This window comes from Cryobacterium sp. Sr8 (genome assembly GCF_004403225.1).
GTDB lineage: Bacteria > Actinomycetota > Actinomycetes > Actinomycetales > Microbacteriaceae > Cryobacterium > Cryobacterium psychrotolerans.
This window is the reverse complement of sequence record NZ_SOHO01000024.1, coordinates 43,032-60,731: the sequence shown is the minus strand read 5'-3', so window position 1 is coordinate 60,731 and position 17,700 is coordinate 43,032. Positions and strand designations below refer to the sequence as shown.

The window sequence follows — 17,700 nt, the reverse complement described above, 5'->3', positions numbered from 1 at the left end:
TAGTATGCGATTTATGAAGACTGACGAGAGAAAGTTCTCCCTTGATGACCTGCCCGGCGACGACTGGGAGGTGCGGTTTACGAAGCAGGTGGTGCGGAACGTTGCCCGCTACCGGGACCTCCGAGGCTTGACGACCGAGCAGTTGGCCGCGGGATGCAGCGAGGTTTTCGGAGAGCCCGGGAAGGTCAAGGGCAACACTCTGAATGGGTTGTTTGCGGGCAAGCGAAAGAACATTGGCATTGCAGAGTTGCTGGTGTTCGCCCAGGCGTTGAACGTGCCGCCAATTGCTCTGGTGCTCCCGATGGACAACAGCGACGTTGTGATTAGCCCAAAGCAATTTGGAGCGGCGAGCGCGTTTCACGCGTATCTCTGGTTCAACGGAGAGTCCGCCCCTGACTCGAGCCCGAGCAGCGAAGAGTTTTTTGCTGCCAGCGCGCCTCTGCGCTGGGTTCGCGCAGCGACGGACCAAATGCGCAAGGTCATTCAGATGAACTACGAAATGATTGCGCTCGATCGTGCGGAAAACAAGACTGGGATACGGGAGACTCGATATACGACTGACTTTGATCTGGAATCGGCAATTGAAGCGCTGGCGATGCTTCGCCAACGGCTCAACGAGAAGTCAATCTCCGCCCCGGCGCTTCCAGACTGGCTTTCGTTCGTTGATCGAGAGCCGTTATTGGTTCCCTCACTCCCCATCGTCGCGGGGCTTTCCGCTAGCGCTCTTGCGTGGATTGAAGCCAGGACTGAGAGGGACGTACTCGACTTGATCGAGATGGACTCTCAACATGAGGCCCAGGCCGCCTACGAGAAGAGCGACGAGTATCGGGCCATTTTGAAGGACGAAGCCGAAGTGCGAGAGTCCATCGACAAACTCAGCCAGGACCCCTATGAGCCGCCCGCGTAACCCGGTCGGCACTCACGGCGTCGTCAACGTCCAGGAGGTGACGCCGGGTAAGTGGCGCGCGCGCACGCTGTACCGATTCCAAGACGGTAAGCGCCGGCAGGTGGAGCGGTTTAGCGTCTCCTCGGCCAAGGCATCGCACGCGCTGAAAGTTGCCCTGACAGCGATTGAGGCCCCGTCGCACCTTGCGATTACGAAGCGCACGAAGCTTGCCGATCTTGCGGATGCTTACCTGCAGCTGAAGGTAGACACGGGGCGCGCGCCGCGCACAGTTTCCACCTATCGGCACAATGCCGACACGATCATCAAGCCGGGCATAGGGCAGCTAACGGTCGGTGAGGCGACGACAATGCGGCTGCAGCGCTTCATCACGGAAACGTCCTCTAAGCACGGTCACGGGTCAGCCAAGGGCTGCAGGTCGGTGCTGTCGGGGATGCTTGCTCTCGCCGTGCGGAATGACGCGCTGACGACAAACCCGGTAGTCGGCATTGCTGGTATCGAGCGCAAGCGATCGCGTGCGGCAACGGCGCTGGGGGTCGATCAGGTGCCCGCATTCCTGGCGACCGTTCGCGCCGATGCGGAGATGCAGCGGCTGGATCTGGTCGAGCTGTGGGAGTTCATGGCGAGTACCGGCTGCCGGATTGGTGAGGCGCTGGCGCTGCGGTGGGAGTTTGTAGACCTTGATGCGGCAACGGTCACGCTCGGCCCAAGTGTGTCCCGCGTGAAAGGTCAGGGGTTATTCATCCATGAGTCAGGAAAGACGGCGACCTCTGAGCGCACATCCGTTGTGCCGGCCGATCTGGTCACGATGCTGCAGGCACGCTACCTAGCGCAGCCTGAGAATGAGTTGAGCCTGGTGTTCCCGTCGATGCTAGGCAAGCTCAGGGACACATCTAATACCGAATCTGACTGGCGCGATAACAGGGACCGGCTGGGATACCCCGGCTTCACGTCCCACGGCTTCCGAAAGACGGTGGCGACCGCGCTTGATGCTGCCGGCCTATCGGCTCGAGACATTGCCGATTACCTCGGCCACAAGCATCCGTCTATGACTCAGGATGTCTACATGGCGCGCAACACTCAGAGCGCAAAGGCAGCGGCCGCGCTAACTTCAATGTTCGGGGTAAGTTCGGGGTCGTGAACCGGCCGCGGTGCTTTGTGCCGTAACTATCGCGTAATTACGGGGAAAAAGTGGGCCCCGTCGGGCTCGAACCGACGACCCAAGGATTAAAAGTCCTTTGCTCTACCAACTGAGCTAGAGGCCCGCGGGTAATAATCTATCGCGGATTTCCCGGAGCTTTTGTCGGTACCGTTGATGCAGGCCCACGACCATCCGACAAACCGAGGGAGGACACGATGGCAGAGGACTTCCACAAGCCGACCCAGTTCTCCGGCAGCAAGTTCGAATCGTTCCAGGGCGGGGACGACCCGGCGTCGATCAGCCGCGTCGCCCATGAAACCGCCCAGGCCCTCCTGGCCCGCGTGCGCAGCGACCCGGATCCGCGCATCGTCGAGCGCCTCATCGCGTACACCGACGAGCACGGAATCGACACGGTCGCCGAGCTGTGGTCCCGGGCCACGCCCCGCAGCCTGCCCGGCGCGCTCTGGCGCATGTACCTGATTCGGCTGCTGATCCGGCAGGACCCCGACGGCACGGCGTTCCTCTACCAGCGTGGGGTGGACGTGACCGTGTCGATCGACCCCGTCGTGGCGGGCGCGTCGATCCCGACGGGACCGGCCGAGATCATCGCGGTGGCCGACGAGATCCTCCGCGGCGCGTTCTCCGGCGACTTCGCCGTCGCACTCGACCGCGCCGCCGCGTTCTGCCGGGTCACCGGAGCCGGGTGCACGAGCGTTGCCGACGACCTGGATGCCACCGAGCCGGCCCGGTCGTCCGAGCTCACCACGCGGGCGCTCCGGTTCTCCACCACCGCCCAGGACTTCGCCGCCTGCGCCCGCCTCTGGCGCCACCACTCGCTCGACTGAACGAGCCGCCCCGGGCGAGGCCATCGCTCAGGGCGAACAGCGCGCCGACCGCGGCCGACCTCGTTTACACTGGGTTATGGTCGGGCCGCAGTAACCCCGGGCTCCAATATTCGCCGCCTAGAGCGGCCGCACGCCGAGAGGCGTTCTGCGGCCCGACCTTCACCTCCGGTCGTCCCACGCGACTGTCGAGGGGGCCACCGGTTGCCCGGACACGAGACATTCGACCAATCCGCGCGGGACTCGGCACCGAACCCTCTACATGGAACATGACGAGACCTGACATGCTTGTTCTCATGACTGCCGACTCCACGTACGACTCCGAGTCGACGGCTCCTGCCACCAGCGAGGAGCTGCTCGGCCGGATCGCGCACGGGGACCAGGCGGCATTCGGAGAACTGTACGATCAGATCGCCCCGCGGGTTCTTGGCCTCGTCAAACGCCTGCTGGTCGACCATGCACAGTCCGAAGAAGTGACCCAGGAGATCTTCCTGGAGATCTGGCAGAGCGCTACGCGGTTCGAACCGACGCGCGGCGGGGCATCGACCTGGATCATGACGATGGCCCACCGGCGGGCGGTCGACCGGATTCGCGCGTCGCAGGCCGGGCGCGACCGGGACCAGAAGATCGGAATCCGCGATCTCGCGGTCGAATACGACCATGTTTCCGAAACCGTAGAAGTTCGAATCGAGCACGAAAGGGTGAAGAAGGCGATGTCCAGACTGACGGAACTCCAACGCGAGGCGGTCAGCCTCGCGTACTACGGCGGGTTCAGTCACAGCGAAGTCGCCGAACGCCTGGACATTCCGCTCGGCACCGTGAAGACCCGTCTGCGTGACGGGATGATCCGCTTGCGAGACGAATTGGGGGTGGCGTCATGACCGAGCAGAAGCAGAACCCGGCCGACCTGTCCGGCGCCTATGCCCTGAACGCGCTCGGCGCGGACGACAAGGCCGTCTATGAGGCGTACCTGGCCGGATCCGACGAGGCCAGGACCGAGGCGGCGGAGCTCGGCGACACCGCGCTCGCGCTCGGCCTGGCGGCGGACCCGGTCCAGCCGTCCGAAGGCCTCAAGGCGAGCCTGATGGCCCGGCTCGCCTCCACCCCGCAGCTGCCTCCGCTTCCCGTGCCCGAGGCCGCTCCGGCCGAACAGTCGGCGCCCGAGGACGCTCCGGCCGCCGGCGTGACCGAGTCCGGCGTCGGCGTGCCCGCCGCGGCGCCCGCCGAGCCCTCCACCAGGCGCTCCGCCGCGGCCGACCGCGCCCAGAGGCGCTGGTTCCAGCGCCCGGCCGGGATGCTGGTCGCCGCCGCGGCAGCCGTCGCCCTGTTCGCCGGCGGTACCTTCGTCGGCCAGGCCCTGAACTCGAACCAGTTCGAGCAGCAGCAGGCGGCCCAGCTCGCCGAGATCAACGCCGCTCCCGACGCCCAGCGCGCCGCGACCACGACCACGGACGGCCAGCCGGCCACCCTGGTCTGGTCGGGTGAGCTCGGGCTGTCGGCACTGATGGTCCAGGACCTGCCCGCGCTGTCGGCCGACCAGGACTACCAGCTCTGGTACATGAACGACGCCGGGGCGGTCCCCGCCGGAACGTTCGACTCGACCGGATCCGGAACGGTCTGGCGGGTGCTTGAGGGCACCATGCATGCCGGCGACCAGGTCGGCGTGACCGTCGAGCCGCAGGGCGGCTCGCCGCAGCCCACCTCGGCGCCGATCGTCGCCATCCAGAGCTGACACTCAGAGCTGACACTCGCCAGCGGCCCTGCCCGGGCCCGGAGATCCCAGTAGGCTCGGGGCATGAACCTGCCCTTCACCCTGCTGATCGACCCGGTGCCCGCGGATTCGTCCCGCACAAACTTCGAGGACACCTTCCACGAGATGGACTCCGCCGCACCGGCGTTGCGGGTGGGGGAGCTCAGCACGCAGCGCGGCGACGGCATCTTCGAGACGCTCAGCGTGGTCAACGGCCACCCGCAGGAGGTTGAGCCGCACATCAGCCGCCTGGTGAACTCCGCCCAGATCTGCGAACTCCCGGTACCGAATCCGGCCCAGTGGCGCGCGGCCATCGCCCACGCGGTGGACCGTCTTCCCCGCGACGGCGAACTCGCCCTCAAGTTCGTGCTGAGCCGCGGCGTCGAGTCGGGGCCGGCGCCGACGGCCTGGCTGCATGCGACCAGGGCGCCCGACTACCGCGCCGTTCGCGACCAGGGTGTGCGCGTGATCACGCTCGACCGCGGCTACCCGCGGGGGGTCGCCGAGGTCGCGCCCTGGCTGCTCATGGGCGCCAAGACGCTCAGCTACGCGATCAACATGGCCGCGCTGCGCGAGGCCAAACGCCGCGGCGCGGACGACACCATCTTCGTCACCCACGACGGCTACGTGATGGAGGGACCCACCTCGAGCGTGGTCATCCGCTCGGGCGGCAGGTACGTCACCCCGGCGCCGAGCGGCGCCATCCTGCACGGCACCACCCAGCAGAGCCTGTTCGAGTACCTGGAGGCGGCGGGGGAGAGCGTCGAATACCGCGACATCCCGGTCGACGAGCTGCGGGCAGCGGATGCCGCCTGGCTGGTCTCCAGCGTGCGCCTCGCCGTCGCCGTGACCGAGCTCGACGGCGCACCGTTCCCGGTCGACGCCGAGCGCACCAGCGCCTTCAACGCCTACCTGCTCGGCCGCACCGCCTGACGGGTGGGTTCAGCCGAAGCGGCCGGAGACGTAGTCCTCGGTGGACTGCACGCTCGGGTTGGAGAAGATCGTGGTCGTGTCGTCGTACTCGATCAGCTTGCCCGGCTTTCCGGTGCCGGCGATGTTGAAGAAGGCCGTGCGGTCGGAGACGCGGGATGCCTGCTGCATGTTGTGTGTCACGATCACGATCGTGTAGTCGGCCTTCATCTCCTCGATGAGGTCCTCGATCGCGAGCGTGGAGATGGGGTCGAGCGCCGAGCACGGCTCGTCCATCAGGATGACGTCGGGCTCGACCGCGATCGCGCGGGCGATGCAGAGGCGCTGCTGCTGGCCGCCGGAGAGGCCCGAACCCGGCCCGTTCAGGCGGTCCTTGACCTCGTTCCACAGGTTCGCGCCGCGGAGGGACTTCTCGGTGAGGTCATCCGCGTCGCCCTTGGACATCCGTCGGTTGTTGAGCTTCACGCCGGCCAGCACGTTGTCCTGGATCGACATGGTGGGGAACGGGTTCGGGCGCTGGAACACCATGCCCACCTGGCGGCGAACGAGCACCGGGTCCACGCCGGGACCGTACAGGTTGTTGCCGTCGATGAGCACCTCGCCCTCGACGTAGGCGCCCGGGATGACCTCGTGCATGCGGTTGAGGGTGCGCAGCAGGGTGGACTTGCCGCAGCCGCTGGGCCCGATGAAGGCCGTCACGCTGCGGGGCTCGATCGTCAGGGAGACCCCTTCGACGGCGAGGAACTTGCCGTAGAAGGCGTTGAGGTCGGTGACTTCGATGCGCTTGGACATGTAATCCTTCGAGTTGACGGCTAGCGGCCGAGCTTGGGGGAGAAGATCTTGGCGATGAGCCGGGCGAGGCCGTTGAGCACCATGACGATCAGGATGAGCGTCAGCGCGCCGGCCCAGGCCCGGTCGATGTAGGCCTGCGCGTCGGTGCCCTGGTTGGCGTACTGGTTGTACACGAACACCGGCAGCGTCATCATCCGCTCGCTGAACAGGTTGTAGTTCATGCTCGCCGTGAAGCCGGAGATGATCAGCAGCGGCGCGGTCTCGCCGATCACGCGGGAGATCGAGATCATGACGCCGGTGATGATTCCGGCGATGGATGTCGGCAGCACGACCTTGACGATCGTGAGCCACTTCGGAACCCCGAGCGCGTACGCGGCCTCACGCAGTTCGTTGGGCACGAGCTTGAGCATTTCCTCGCTCGAGCGCACGACCACCGGAATCATCAGCACGCACAACGCGATCGCCCCACCGAACCCGAAGCGGATCCCGGGGTCGTCGAACAGGAGCGAGAAGAGGGCGAAGGCGAACAGCCCGGCGACGATCGAGGGGATCCCGGTCATCACGTCGACGAAGAAAGTGATGCCGCGCGCGAGGCGGCCGCGCCCGTACTCGGTGAGGTAGATCGCGGCGAGCAGCCCGATCGGAACCGAAATGATCCCGGCCAGTCCGGTGATGAGCAGTGTGCCCACGACCGCGTGCAGGGCGCCGCCGCCGGCGCCGACCACGTTGCGCTGCGACGACGTGAAGAACGTCGGCGTGAGGAACGCGGGCAGGCCGTTGGTGACGGTCGTCACGACCAGTGACACGAGCGGCAGGAGCGCGACCACGAACGCTGCCGTCACGAGGGCGGTGACCAGGCGGTCCTTGGCCTTGCGCACTCCCTCGACGAAGTAGGAGAGCAGGTAGATGGCGATGCCGTAGAGCACGGTGCCGAAGACGAGCGTGCCGGCGATGTTGAAATCCTCGCTGGCTCCCGACAGCTGCAGCATCAGGAACACGGCACCGGCCACCAGCCAGCTCGCCGCCAGGACGGCCAGGGACGTGTGCTTGGGGAGTTTGCCGGCGGTGAGCGAGTTGGTGAGCGGCGCGCCGACGGTGGTGGTGCTCATCAGTTCGCTCCCGAGAATGCCTTGCGGCGGTTGATGATGTAGCGGGCGAGCATATTCACGGCGAGGGTGATGACGAACAGGATCAGCCCGGTCGCGAGCAGGATGTTCACGCCGACGCCGTGCGCCTCAGGGAAGTTCAGCGCGATGTTCGCCGCGATGGTGGTCGGGTTCTGCGAGGTCAGCAGCTGGAAGATGACCTGGGGGCTCGGGGAGAGCACCATGGCGACGGCCATGGTCTCGCCGAGGGCGCGGCCGAGGCCGAGCATGGCGGCCGAGATGATGCCCGCGCGTCCGAAGGGGAGCACGGCCATGGTGATCATTTCCCAGCGGGTGGCGCCGAGGGCAAGGGCGGCTTCCTCGTGCAGGACCGGCGTCTGCAGGAAGACCTCCCGCGAGATCGCGGTGATGATCGGCAGGACCATGACGGCGAGGACGATCGCGACGGTGAAAATCGTGCGGCCGGTACCGGAGACCGGCCCAGCGAAGAGCGGGAACCAGCCGAACCATTCGACCAGGGTGCTGTAGAACGGCTGAAGCATGGGCGCCAGCACGCCGATGCCCCACAGGCCGAAGACCACGGACGGCACCGCGGCGAGCAGGTCGATGATGTAGCCCAGGCCCTGCGACACCTTGCGCGGAGCGTAGTGCGAGATGAACAGCGCGATTCCGATGGCCACGGGGATGGCCATGATCAGCGCGAGCAAGGCCGACCAGAGGGTGCCGAACGCGAGCGGCCAGACGTAGGCCCAGAAGTTGGACACGCCCGGGTCGAAGTCCTCCGGGACGGCCAGGAATGCCGGGATGCTCTGCCCGAACAGGAAGATGGCGACGGCGGCGAGCACCGCGAGGATGAGACTGCCGGCCACGATCGTGGCGGTGAAAAAGACCCGGTCGCCGACCCGCTGGGTGGTCCGGAGTGCATCGCGGTCAACTGCGGTGGTCATTGCCGGTGTCTCCCTGGAGCGCTTGGGTGAAGTCGTTGTAACGGGGGAATGGAGCCGACGGCCACAAACCCCAGTCTGCCCGACCCGTCAGCCGCATGCAATGCGACGTTCCGGGCCGGGCAGGTTTGACTGGTGTGTTACTTGACGGTTTCCAGTACCGCCGCGACCTTGTCCTGCAGGTCGGTCGACATCGGGGCGGCGCCGGCGGACTTCTCAGCCTCGGCCTGGCCCTCGGCGCTGGCCATGTAACCGACGTACGCCTTGACGAGCTCGGCCTTGTCGGCGTCGGCGTACTCGGTGCAGACGACCGCGTAGCTCACCAGAACGAGCGGGTATTCCGCGGGGTTGGTGGTCTTGCGGTTGAGTTCGAAGGCCAGGTCGTTGGCTTCGCGGCCCTCGACGAGGGGCGAACCGGTCACAACCGCGGCAGCCGCCTCGGCCGAGTAGTCGACGAACTTGTCGCCGACCTTGAGCTTGGCGACACCGAGGTCACCGGCGCGCGAAGCGTCGGCGTAGCCGATGGTGCCCACGCCGTTCGTGACGGCGTCGACGACGCCCGACGTGCCCTGTGCGCCCTCACCGGTCTTGTACGGGAAGGGGTCTTCGGCCTTTTCGGTCCACACGTCGGGCGCGTTCTGGCCCAGGTAGTCGGCGAAGTTCTTCGTGGTGCCCGAGTCATCCGAGCGGTGCACTGCCGTGATGGCCGTGTCCGGGAGGGTCGTTCCCTCGTTCAGGGCGACGATGGCCGGGTCGTTCCACTTCGTGATGTCGCCCTTGAAGATCTTGGCGAGCGTCGTGGCGTCGACGTTGAGGTCGGTGACGCCCTCGATGTTGAAGATGACGGCGATCGGCGAGATGTACACGGGCAGGTCGACTGCCTTGGCGTCCGGGGCGCAGGTGGCGAACTCGCCGGCCAGCTCTTCGTCCTTCAGGAACGAGTCCGAGCCGGCGAAGTCGGAGCCGCCGGAGATGAAGGCTTCGCGGCCCGCTCCGGAGCCGGAGGGGTCGTAGTTGATCGTGACGTCGGGGTTCGTCGTCTGGAAGGCGGCGGTCCACGCTTCCTGTGCTGCCTGCTGCGAGGAGGCGCCGCCGGCGTTGATCGTGCCGGACAGGTCGCTCGCGGCCTTGTCGGGGGCTGCGCCCTCGTTGGCGGCGCAGGAGGAGAGTGCGAGGGCGGCTGCGATAGCGATGACCGCGGGTCGGCCATACTGCTTGAAATTCACGAGGATCCCTTTCGAGGGTTGAATGCAAGTGACTAACTGCTGGGCAGGGCCGGTGCTGGCCCGCGAGCTACGCTACCCGGGCGGGTTAACGGACCTCCCCCCGGTTGGTGAACGGGAGGTGAACGGCTGCGGGCAACCTGCCACCGACCGGGTCACACCCGGGGCGAATGAGTTTCTATTGTGATGATGCCCGAACTCGGGTTATCCGTCGACAGGTGAACGACCGAGAATCCGCCGGGTTCGAGGTCGGCGGCATCCGCAATGTACGCGCCGATCGTGGTTCCGGTGGCCAACGCGATTTCGCGCAGGATCTCCGGGAGCACCGGGCCGTGGCTGCAGAGCACGGCCGTCTTGCGGGCCCGAACCCGTTTGCCGATTGCCGCGCGCACATCGCCGGTGCCCTCCTCGAAGGCCTCCTGGCTGAGTCGCTCGGTGCGCTTGATCTTCATGCCGGTGGCTGCGGCCAGGGGAGCGACGGTCGTCACGCACCGCGTCGCGGTGCTCGTGAAGATCCGACGGGGCCGCCACGCGGTGATCGCCTCCACGATTCCGGCCGCCTGCTGCACGCCGTGTTCGGTGAGCGGTCTCGTGCTGTCCGGTCCGTCCCAGCTGCGCGGCGGCGCGGCCTTCGCATGGCGCAGGGCGATGAGGGCGAACGTGCTCGTGACCCCGTTGTCGACCAGCCGGGCGAACGACTCGAGAATTTCGACGTCGGCGCCGTAGCTCAGGTAGGTCCTGGCCTTCTTGATCGTGACCCACTCGATCGCGGCGACCTCACCGTTGGGCACGAACGTCGAACGCCGGATCGCCTCCGGGGTCACCTCGGCGGCCCAGTAGTGCACGATCTTCTCCCGCCCGCCCGGCAGGTCGTAGTGCGATACGCCCAGCGGCACGCCGAGTGCGACGGCCAGGCCGGTCTCCTCCTCGATTTCCCGCACGGCGGTGCGGGGGAGGGACTCGCCGGGGTCGACCTTCCCCTTGGGGATGGTCACGTCGCCGTGCACGGTCCGGTGGATCAGGAGCACGTGCGGCTTGCCCTCGACGAGTCGCCAGCACACGGCGCCCGCCGCGTATACCGCGGTCTCGGTCATCGGCGGCCCACCGGGCGCTTGCGGTGAATCGTCTGTTGCATGAGCCGGTTCTGCATGTCGTCGAGCGGGTGGCCGGCGTCGTCCTGGTGATGGCGCGTCCACTCCCCGGTCGCGTCGAGCCACCACGAGGACGTGCGGTCGTCCATTGCCCGGGTGAACAGCGCGTCGATCTCGGCGAGATGCTCGGAGTCGACCAGGCGCACCAGCGCCTCCACCCGACGGTCGAGGTTTCGGTGCATCATGTCGGCGCTGCCAATGTAAACCTGCGGGTCGCCTCCGGTGTGGAAGGAGAAAATCCGTGAATGCTCGAGGTAACGGCCCAGGATCGACCGCACCCGGATGTTCTCGCTCATCCCGGGCACGCCGGGTTTCAGGCTGCAGATGCCGCGCACCCAGACGTCGACCCGCACCCCGGCCTGGCTGGCCCGGTACAGGGCGTCGATGATTGCCTCGTCGACCATGGAGTTCACCTTGATCCGGATGCCCGACGGCTTGCCGGCGACGGCGCTGGCCGTTTCGTCCGCGATCCGCTTGAGCAGCGCCCTGCGGAGGTGCAGCGGGGCGACGAGGAGACGCTTGAACTTCTTCTCGATCGCGTAGCCGGAGAGCTCGTTGAAGAGTCGGGTGAGGTCCTTGCCGACCTGGGGGTCCGCGGTCAGGAGCCCGAGGTCTTCGTAGAGGCGGCTGGTCTTCGGGTTGTAGTTGCCCGTGCCGATGTGGCTGTAGTGGCGCAGCACGCCCTGCTCGTTGCGCACGACCAGGGCCAGCTTGCAGTGCGTCTTCAGGCCCACGAGCCCGTAGACGACATGCACCCCGGCCTTCTCCAGCTTCCGCGCCCAGGAGATGTTGGCCTGCTCGTCGAACCGGGCCTTGATCTCGACCAGCGCGAGCACCTGCTTGCCCGATTCCGCCGCGTCGATGAGCGCGGACACGATGGGGCTGTCGCCGGAGGTGCGGTACAGCGTCTGCTTGATGGCGAGCACGTTCGGGTCGGCGGCGGCCTGTTCGAGGAAGGCCTGCACGCTCGTCGCGAACGATTCGTAGGGGTGGTGCAGCAGGATGTCCTGGCGGCCGATGGCGCTGAAGATGTCCGGTTCGGCATTGGGCTCGGCCGGCATGAGTTGCACGGCCGTCGTGGGCACATGCCTCGGGAAGTGCAGGTCCGGCCGGTCGATCCGCAGGTCGAACAGGCCGCCGAGGTCGAGCGGCGCGGGCAGCCGGTAGACCTCGTGCTCGGTGACATCCAGCTCCCGCACCAGCAGGCCCAGGGTGACGTCGTCCATGCTCTCGGTGATTTCGAGCCGGATGGGCGGGCCGAACCGGCGGCGGAGCAGTTCCTTCTCCAGCGCCTTGATCAGGTTCTCGGTCTCGTCCTCGTCGATTTCGACGTCCTCGTTGCGGGTGACGCGGAAGACGTGGTGCTCGAGGATCTCCATCCCGGGGAAGAGGTCGCCGAGGTGGTTCGCGATGAGGTCTTCGAGGGTGATGAAGCGGAGGTTCTCGACGCCCTCGGCGGGGTCGACCCGCACGAAGCGGGGCAGCATGGTCGGAACCTTGAGCCGGGCGAACTCCTGCTTGCCGGTCTTCGGGTTGCGCACCCGCACGGCGAGGTTGAGGGAGAGTCCGGAGATGTAGGGGAACGGATGCACCGGGTCGACCGCGAGGGGCATCAGGACCGGGAAGACCTGGTTGCCGAAGTAGTTGCGCAGCGACGCGCGCTCGGCTTCGCCGAGGCTCGCCCAGTGGACGATGTGCACTCCGGCGTCGGCCAGGGCGGGGCGCACCAGCACCTCGAACGCCCTGGCGTGGCGATCCTGCAGCACGTGCGCGGCGCGGGAGATGTCGGAGAGGGCTTCCTGCGGCGCCCGGCCGATGTTCGTGGGCACGGCCAGCCCGGTCAGGATGCGGCGCTTGAGCCCGGCCACGCGCACCATGAAGAACTCGTCCAGGTTGCTCGCGAAGATGGCGAGGAAGTTCGCCCGCTCGAGCACGGGGAGGTCCGGGTCCTCGGCCAGCTCCAGCACGCGCTGGTTGAATGCGAGCCAGCTGAGCTCGCGGTCGAGATACCTGTCACTGGGCAGCGCGGGGTCGTTCTCGCTGACCAGCGGGTCGAAATCGTCATCAAAGTCGCTGCCGAGGCCGGAGTCCGCCTGGATGTTATCGCCGTCCATCTGTCCATCCTTACACCGCAGCCCGCGCGCAGGTGACGAAGGCTCGTCGACGGCCGCTTAACTCGGCAGCCGGCGGTACTGGACGTCGACCGTGTGATCGGTGAAGCCGAGCGAGCGATACAGGTTCACGGCCGGGGTATTGTGCGCCTCGACGTAGAGCGTCACCGACGTGCAGCCGCGGTCCCGGAGGCGCTCCATCCCGGCGAGCAGCAGCGCGCGGCCGAGGCCGCGGCCGGCGGCATCCGGGTGGACGCCGACCACATAGATCTCGCCGCTCGGCGACCCCGGCTCGATCTTGAGCCAGGTGTAGCCGATCAGCGCCCCGGTGGCTTCGTCGCGGGCGAGCAGGAAATCGCCAGGGTCGAACCACGGCTCCGTCTGCCGGGCCGCGAGGTCGGCCCGGGTGAGCGAGCCCTGTTCCGGGTGGCTCGCGAAGACGAGTGCGTTGAGGGCGACCCATTCCTCGTCGTCCACGCCGGGGCGGAACGCGCTGGTCCGGGCGCCGGAGTGTGCGGCCGGCGCGGCCTCGGCCGGGATCTCACGGGTCAGCGAGGCGCCCAGCTGGAGCAGGGTGCGAGCGGCGGCCAGGCGGTAACGATTGGCCAGGACGCGCGCGGCCGGATGGTCCCCGTGCGACCAGGCGGTGAGCTGGTCGGGTGCGTCGGCCAGGATCTGCCGGAGGGCTTCGCCGCCGTGGCCGTGGCCTCGATGGGCGGGCGCGATGACGAAGTCGAGTTCGCCCTGCCCGAGGATCGCGGCCCCGACAGGCTCGTCGCCCACGGAGATCAGCAGCGGGGTTCGGCGGCCCGACGCGAGGTCGAGCATCGCCTGTTCGTTGAACGGCGGGTGGCCGTCGACCGCGGTCGCAGCCGCGGCGACGGACTCGAAGCGCGCCCGGGTGGCGGCATCCGACAGGTCAGGAACCGTGAGTGTGAGGGACACGTTCGTCCTCCTCCTCGCTGACATTGAAGCGGTACCCGACGTTTCGCACGGTGCCGATGACCGACTCGTGGTCGCCCAGCTTCGCACGCAGGCGCCGGACGTGCACGTCGACCGTGCGCGTGCCGCCGAAGTAGTCGTAGCCCCAGACCTCGCTGAGCAGTTGTTCCCTGGTGAAGACGCGCGAGGGGTGGGCGGCCAGGAAGCGCAGGAGCTCGAATTCCTTGTAGGTCAGGTCGAGCGGCTTGCCGTGCACCTTGGCCGAGTAGCTGGCCTCGTCGATGACGATGCCGGCCGCCCGGATCATCGGCGACGTCGCGGTGACCTGCGCGCGTCCGACGGCCAGACGGATGCGCGCGTCGACCTCGGCCGGGCCCGCGGTGTCGAGGATCACATCGTCGACGCCCCAGTCCGGGCTGACCGCGGTGAGGCCGCCCTCGGTGATCACGACCAGGAGGGGGACCGAAATCCCGGTGGTCCGGAGGATCTGGCAGAGCGACCGGGAAGCCATCAGGTTGTCCCGCGCGTCGACCAGGATCAGGTCGGATTCGGGCGCCGAGATCAGGTGGTGCGGTTGCGCAGGGATGAGCCGCATGCCGTGCGACAGTAACTGCAGGGCGGGAAGAACCTCATTGTTGACCGCCGAGGTCAGGATCAACAACTGCGCCACGCGCATCCTCCAAGTTCGGTGCGCCCCATACTACCTGCCGCGGAACCGGCCCGCGGCAGGGCACAATGGGAGGGTGAGCTGGCAGTGGAAGAGCATCGGGGTCGTGTGGATCCTCGCCGTCGTGTGCGCGGTACTGACCGGGATCTTCTCCGCCCGGGGCCAGGAACTCGTCTGGATCGGCCTGTCCCTGGCCGGCTGCACGCTCGCCACGCTCTGCGTGCAGCTCGCGACCGGGCGCAAGGAAGGCTACGTGAACCGGGTCACCTCGAGCGTTGTCGGCGCGGTCGTCGTGCTCGCGTTGGCGACCGGATATTTCGCCGTCATCGGACTCGGTTAGAGTCCGGCCCCCTCTCGACGGGTAGACTCAAGCCATGTCGACGATCGCACTCGAACTCCTCTTTCTGGGCCTGCTGGCGCTGGCCAGCCTGGCGATCGCCGGGGTCTCCGTGATCGTGCTGCTCAGGCTGTTCCGGGGGCAGCGGTAACCACAATGTTCGAGCTTCCGGCCCACCTGCCGTCCGAACTGGTGCCACTGTCGTGGCTGATCGGGGTCTGGGAAGGCTCCGGAGTCCTGGACTACACGATCGGCGACGAGTCGGTCACCCGCGAGTTCGGCCAGAGGATCAGCTTCAGCCATGACGGCCTTCCGCACCTGAACTACAACTCGTACACCTGGCTTGAGCCGGCCCCCGGCACGACCGACGAGCCGACCCCGCTGGTCACCGAGACCGGATACTGGCGCCTGCATCGCAGCCAGGGCGAGGGAGATCCGGGACCCGGTCTCATCCCCGGCCTGGGCGACCGGCCCTATGCGAGCGCCGAAGAGGTTGAAACACTTCGAAACCCGGACGGCGGGTTCGACATCGAAGTGACGCTCGTTCATCCCGGCGGCGTCGCCGAGCTCTACCTCGGCCAGGTCAAGGGAGCGCGGATCGACCTGGTGACGGATGCCGTCCTGCACACGTCGGGCGCCAAGCCCTACACCGCCGCGACGCGTCTCTACGGCCTCGTCGAGAAGCACCTCCTCTGGGCGTGGGACATCGCGGCACTCGGCCAGGACCTGCGGACCCACGCATCCGGACGCCTGGCCAGGGCGGAGTAGCACCATGACCACACCAGACGGCTCCCCCCTGCTGCGCGTCGACGGCGCCGTGCAGGCCGACGGCCGGGGCGCCGGCGTGGCCGCTCACTACGGCAACCCGATGATTGAACAGCGCAGGCTGCTGGCCGGCGACGCCATCGTCGACCTCTCCCACTACGGGGTTCTCGGGGTCTCCGGACCGGACCGGCTGAGCTGGCTCAACTCGCTCTCCAGCCAGGAGCTGCGGAGCCTGGCCCCCGGCGTGTCCACCGAAACGCTCCTCCTCGATCCGACCGGCCGGCTCCAGTACGCGATGAGCGTCATCGACGACGGCGTCGAAACCTGCCTGCTCCTCGAGGCGGCCGAGCTTCCCGGGTTGCAGGCCTGGCTGGAGAAGATGCGGTTCATGCTCCGGGTGGAGATCACCGACCGGACGGAAGACTACGCGGTGATCGGCACCATGGCTCCCGAGCCGGCCGCGCTGGGTCTCGAACCGGCCGCTCCGAACGGGATGCCGCTCGTCTGGCGCGATCCGTGGTCCGGCGTGGCCGCGGGCGGTTACCAATACGCCGACGCCCCGGTTCACCCCGGTGCGACCTGGCTCTGGAGCGAAGTCCTCGTGCCCAGGGCCGCCCTGGCCGGACTGCGTGAGGCCGCCGCCCAAGGCAGCATCGCCGTCGCCGGGCTGCTGGCCTTCGAGGCGCTCCGCATCGCGGCGTGGCGTCCGCGGGCGGCCACCGAAGTCGACGAGAAGACCATCCCGCACGAACTCGACTGGCTGCGCACCGCCGTGCACCTGAACAAGGGCTGCTACCGGGGCCAGGAAACCGTGGCCAAGGTGCACAACCTCGGGCATCCGCCGCGCCGCCTCGTGCTGCTGCACCTGGACGGTTCCGACTCGGTGCTTCCCGTGCACGGCGACGAGGTGTGGGCGGACCGCAGGCTGCCGGGCGGAGAGCCGGAACGGGTTCCCGTCGGGCAGATCACCTCGAGTGCCCGGCACTACGAACTGGGGCCGATCGCGCTGGCCGTGGTCAAGCGCGCCATTCCGGCGACGAGCACCCTCTTCGTGCAGTCGGAGGGGATCTCGATTGCGGCCGCCCAGGAAGTGATCGTGCCGCAGTCCGCCGGCTCCGTCGCCGACATCCCGCGGCTCCCGCGCCTCGGCATCCGCACTCCCCACCGCTAACCCCCTTCCCCCGCCCCATCCCCATNCCCATCCCGCGAAACCGCAGTTGTGCGCGCTAAAACCGCATTATTACGCGCACAACTGCGGTTTCGCGGAGGGTGTGCCCGCTCTCGGTAGAGTTGAGACATGCCAGCCCCCTACACACTCATCCTTCTCCGCCACGGCCAGAGCCTGTGGAACCAGCAGAACCTCTTCACCGGGTGGGTGGATGTGAGGCTCAGCGAACAGGGCATCATCGAGGCCCGCCGTGCCGGCGAGCTCATCGCCGAATCCGGCCTGCTCCCCGACGTCGTGCACACCTCAGTGCTGACCCGCGCGATCCAGACCGCCGATCTCGCGCTCGAGCAGGCCAACCGGTCCTGGATCGACGTCAAGCGCTCCTGGCGCCTGAACGAACGCCACTACGGCGCATTGCAGGGCCTGGACAAGGCGGAGACGCTCGACAAGTTCGGCCCGGAGCAGTTCCAGCTGTGGCGCCGCTCGTACGACGTTCCGCCGCCCGTGCTCGCCGACGACTCCCGGTGGTCCCAGGTGAACGACCCTCGTTACGCGGGCCTCGGCGACGCCGTCCCGCGCACCGAGTGCCTGAAAGACGTGGTCGAGCGGATGCTGCCCTACTGGGAGTCCGACATCGCGGCGGACCTGCGCAGCGGCAAGACCGTGCTCGTCACCGCCCACGGCAACTCGCTGCGGGCGCTGGTCAAGCACCTCGACGGCATCTCCGACGCCGACATCGCCGAGTTGAACATCCCCACCGGCATCCCGCTCGTCTACAAGCTCGGCGAAGACCTCATGCCGCTCGGCCCGGGCGAGTACCTCGACCCGGAGGCCGCCGCTGCCGGCGCCGCCGCGGTGGCCGCCCAAGGCAAAAAATAACCCGCGAAACAGCAGTTGTGCGCGCTAAACGTCGTTCATAACGCGCAC

Annotated in this window: 18 protein-coding genes and 1 tRNA gene; 10 read left to right on the top strand and 9 right to left on the bottom strand. The window is 67.5% G+C overall.

Features of this window, described 5'->3' with window-relative positions; translation table 11 throughout:
* The first annotated feature begins 13 nt into the window (after positions 1 to 13).
* Positions 14 to 907 carry a hypothetical protein gene (locus E3T54_RS03485; RefSeq protein WP_134474585.1) on the top strand — a complete coding sequence of 298 codons (894 nt, stop codon included), beginning with the start codon at positions 14 to 16 and terminating at the stop codon, positions 905 to 907.
* On the top strand, positions 891 to 2,045 hold the full coding sequence (gene xerC, locus E3T54_RS03480) for a tyrosine recombinase XerC (protein ID WP_134474584.1): 1,155 nt from the start codon (positions 891 to 893) through the stop codon (positions 2,043 to 2,045). Before E3T54_RS03485 ends, xerC begins: the two co-directional genes overlap by 17 nt.
* Before the next feature lie 51 nt (positions 2,046 to 2,096).
* On the opposite strand, the gene E3T54_RS03475 is transcribed toward xerC, so the two are convergent.
* Positions 2,097 to 2,169 (bottom strand) — tRNA-Lys (locus tag E3T54_RS03475).
* Between the two features lie 91 nt (positions 2,170 to 2,260).
* On the opposite strand from E3T54_RS03475, the gene E3T54_RS03470 reads away from it, so the two are divergent.
* The 4 genes from E3T54_RS03470 (at position 2,261) to E3T54_RS03455 (ending at position 5,570) form a co-directional block, all read left to right on the top strand.
* On the top strand, positions 2,261 to 2,890 hold the full coding sequence (locus E3T54_RS03470) for a DNA-directed RNA polymerase subunit beta (protein ID WP_092322235.1): 630 nt from the start codon (positions 2,261 to 2,263) through the stop codon (positions 2,888 to 2,890).
* A gap of 293 nt (positions 2,891 to 3,183) precedes the next feature.
* On the top strand, positions 3,184 to 3,768 hold the full coding sequence (locus tag E3T54_RS03465; protein WP_241977031.1) for a sigma-70 family RNA polymerase sigma factor: 585 nt from the start codon (positions 3,184 to 3,186) through the stop codon (positions 3,766 to 3,768).
* Complete coding sequence (locus E3T54_RS03460; protein ID WP_134474583.1) at positions 3,765 to 4,619, top strand: anti-sigma factor; 855 nt, start codon at positions 3,765 to 3,767, stop codon at positions 4,617 to 4,619. Before E3T54_RS03465 ends, E3T54_RS03460 begins: the two co-directional genes overlap by 4 nt.
* A gap of 63 nt (positions 4,620 to 4,682) precedes the next feature.
* Entirely contained in the window at positions 4,683 to 5,570 is an 888-nt protein-coding gene (locus E3T54_RS03455) for an aminodeoxychorismate lyase (RefSeq protein ID WP_134474582.1), read from the top strand.
* A 9-nt stretch (positions 5,571 to 5,579) separates the two neighbouring features.
* Here the strand turns inward: E3T54_RS03455 and pstB are convergent, their stop codons facing one another.
* The 8 genes from pstB to E3T54_RS03415 form a co-directional block, all read right to left on the bottom strand.
* Positions 5,580 to 6,359, bottom strand: a complete 780-nt coding sequence (gene pstB / locus E3T54_RS03450; RefSeq protein WP_092322229.1) for a phosphate ABC transporter ATP-binding protein PstB — start codon at positions 6,357 to 6,359, stop codon at positions 5,580 to 5,582.
* A 20-nt stretch (positions 6,360 to 6,379) separates the two neighbouring features.
* Positions 6,380 to 7,468, bottom strand: a complete 1,089-nt coding sequence (gene pstA, locus E3T54_RS03445; RefSeq protein WP_092322227.1) for a phosphate ABC transporter permease PstA — start codon at positions 7,466 to 7,468, stop codon at positions 6,380 to 6,382.
* Complete coding sequence (gene pstC, locus E3T54_RS03440) at positions 7,468 to 8,412, bottom strand: phosphate ABC transporter permease subunit PstC (protein ID WP_134474581.1); 945 nt, start codon at positions 8,410 to 8,412, stop codon at positions 7,468 to 7,470. The genes pstA and pstC overlap by 1 nt, the downstream gene beginning before the upstream one ends.
* A 137-nt stretch (positions 8,413 to 8,549) precedes the next feature.
* Positions 8,550 to 9,635 carry a phosphate ABC transporter substrate-binding protein PstS gene (gene pstS, locus E3T54_RS03435; protein ID WP_134474580.1) on the bottom strand — a complete coding sequence of 362 codons (1,086 nt, stop codon included), beginning with the start codon at positions 9,633 to 9,635 and terminating at the stop codon, positions 8,550 to 8,552.
* A gap of 152 nt (positions 9,636 to 9,787) precedes the next feature.
* A complete protein-coding gene (locus E3T54_RS03430; protein ID WP_134474579.1) occupies positions 9,788 to 10,726 on the bottom strand; it encodes an NUDIX domain-containing protein in 939 nt (312 codons plus the stop codon).
* Entirely contained in the window at positions 10,723 to 12,897 is a 2,175-nt protein-coding gene (locus tag E3T54_RS03425; protein WP_134474578.1) for an RNA degradosome polyphosphate kinase, read from the bottom strand. The genes E3T54_RS03430 and E3T54_RS03425 overlap by 4 nt, the downstream gene beginning before the upstream one ends.
* Positions 12,898 to 12,954: 57 nt before the next feature.
* Complete coding sequence (gene mshD, locus E3T54_RS03420; protein WP_241977030.1) at positions 12,955 to 13,839, bottom strand: mycothiol synthase; 885 nt, start codon at positions 13,837 to 13,839, stop codon at positions 12,955 to 12,957.
* Positions 13,814 to 14,506, bottom strand: coding sequence for a response regulator transcription factor (locus E3T54_RS03415; RefSeq protein WP_174775319.1), 693 nt, complete (start codon positions 14,504 to 14,506; stop codon positions 13,814 to 13,816). The genes mshD and E3T54_RS03415 overlap by 26 nt, the downstream gene beginning before the upstream one ends.
* A 73-nt stretch (positions 14,507 to 14,579) precedes the next feature.
* Here E3T54_RS03415 and E3T54_RS03410 point away from each other — a divergent pair, with 73 nt between their 5' ends.
* The 4 genes from E3T54_RS03410 to E3T54_RS03395 all read left to right on the top strand — a co-directional run bounded on the left by E3T54_RS03410 (position 14,580) and on the right by E3T54_RS03395 (position 17,652).
* Positions 14,580 to 14,843 carry a hypothetical protein gene (locus E3T54_RS03410; protein ID WP_134474576.1) on the top strand — a complete coding sequence of 88 codons (264 nt, stop codon included), beginning with the start codon at positions 14,580 to 14,582 and terminating at the stop codon, positions 14,841 to 14,843.
* Positions 14,844 to 14,996: 153 nt separating this feature from the next.
* Positions 14,997 to 15,608 carry an FABP family protein gene (locus tag E3T54_RS03405; RefSeq protein ID WP_092322216.1) on the top strand — a complete coding sequence of 204 codons (612 nt, stop codon included), beginning with the start codon at positions 14,997 to 14,999 and terminating at the stop codon, positions 15,606 to 15,608.
* A gap of 4 nt (positions 15,609 to 15,612) precedes the next feature.
* Positions 15,613 to 16,776 (top strand): folate-binding protein YgfZ, encoded by a 1,164-nt coding sequence (locus E3T54_RS03400; RefSeq protein ID WP_134474575.1) that lies wholly within the window; start codon positions 15,613 to 15,615, stop codon positions 16,774 to 16,776.
* A 126-nt stretch (positions 16,777 to 16,902) separates the two neighbouring features.
* On the top strand, positions 16,903 to 17,652 hold the full coding sequence (locus E3T54_RS03395; protein WP_134474574.1) for a phosphoglyceromutase: 750 nt from the start codon (positions 16,903 to 16,905) through the stop codon (positions 17,650 to 17,652).
* The last annotated feature ends 48 nt before the right edge of the window (positions 17,653 to 17,700 follow it).